This window comes from Parendozoicomonas verongulae, assembly GCF_009711465.1.
GTDB classification, from domain to species: Bacteria; Pseudomonadota; Gammaproteobacteria; order Pseudomonadales; family Endozoicomonadaceae; genus Sansalvadorimonas; species Sansalvadorimonas verongulae.
In genome coordinates this window covers 722-970 of record NZ_SMME01000467.1, presented here as the reverse complement: position 1 = coordinate 970, position 249 = coordinate 722, and the positions used below count along the sequence as shown (strand labels likewise).

The following is a 249-nucleotide window of genomic DNA, read 5'->3' as shown; positions in this document are numbered from 1 at the left end:
AAGCAGGCTGACCGAATCGAAGGTGGCACCGCAAAGGCAGGTGGTGTTCCGCTTTCCCCTGCACCGGGCATCGCTGCTGCTCTGGCGGTGAGAGTTAAGCCGGTTAACCGAATCAAAGGTGGTACCGCAAGGGCAGATGGTATTCTGCTTCCCCCTGCACCGGGCGTCGCTACTGACCCGGCGGTGAGATTTAAGCAAACTGGCCGAAGCGAAGGTGGTGCCGCAGGGGCAGGTAGTATTCTGTTTTCT

Annotated in this window: 1 protein-coding gene; it reads left to right on the top strand. The window is 59.0% G+C overall.

Features of this window, described 5'->3' with window-relative positions:
- On the top strand, nt 1-249 hold a 249-nt coding region (locus E1189_RS22580; RefSeq protein WP_196220918.1), incomplete at both ends, for a hypothetical protein.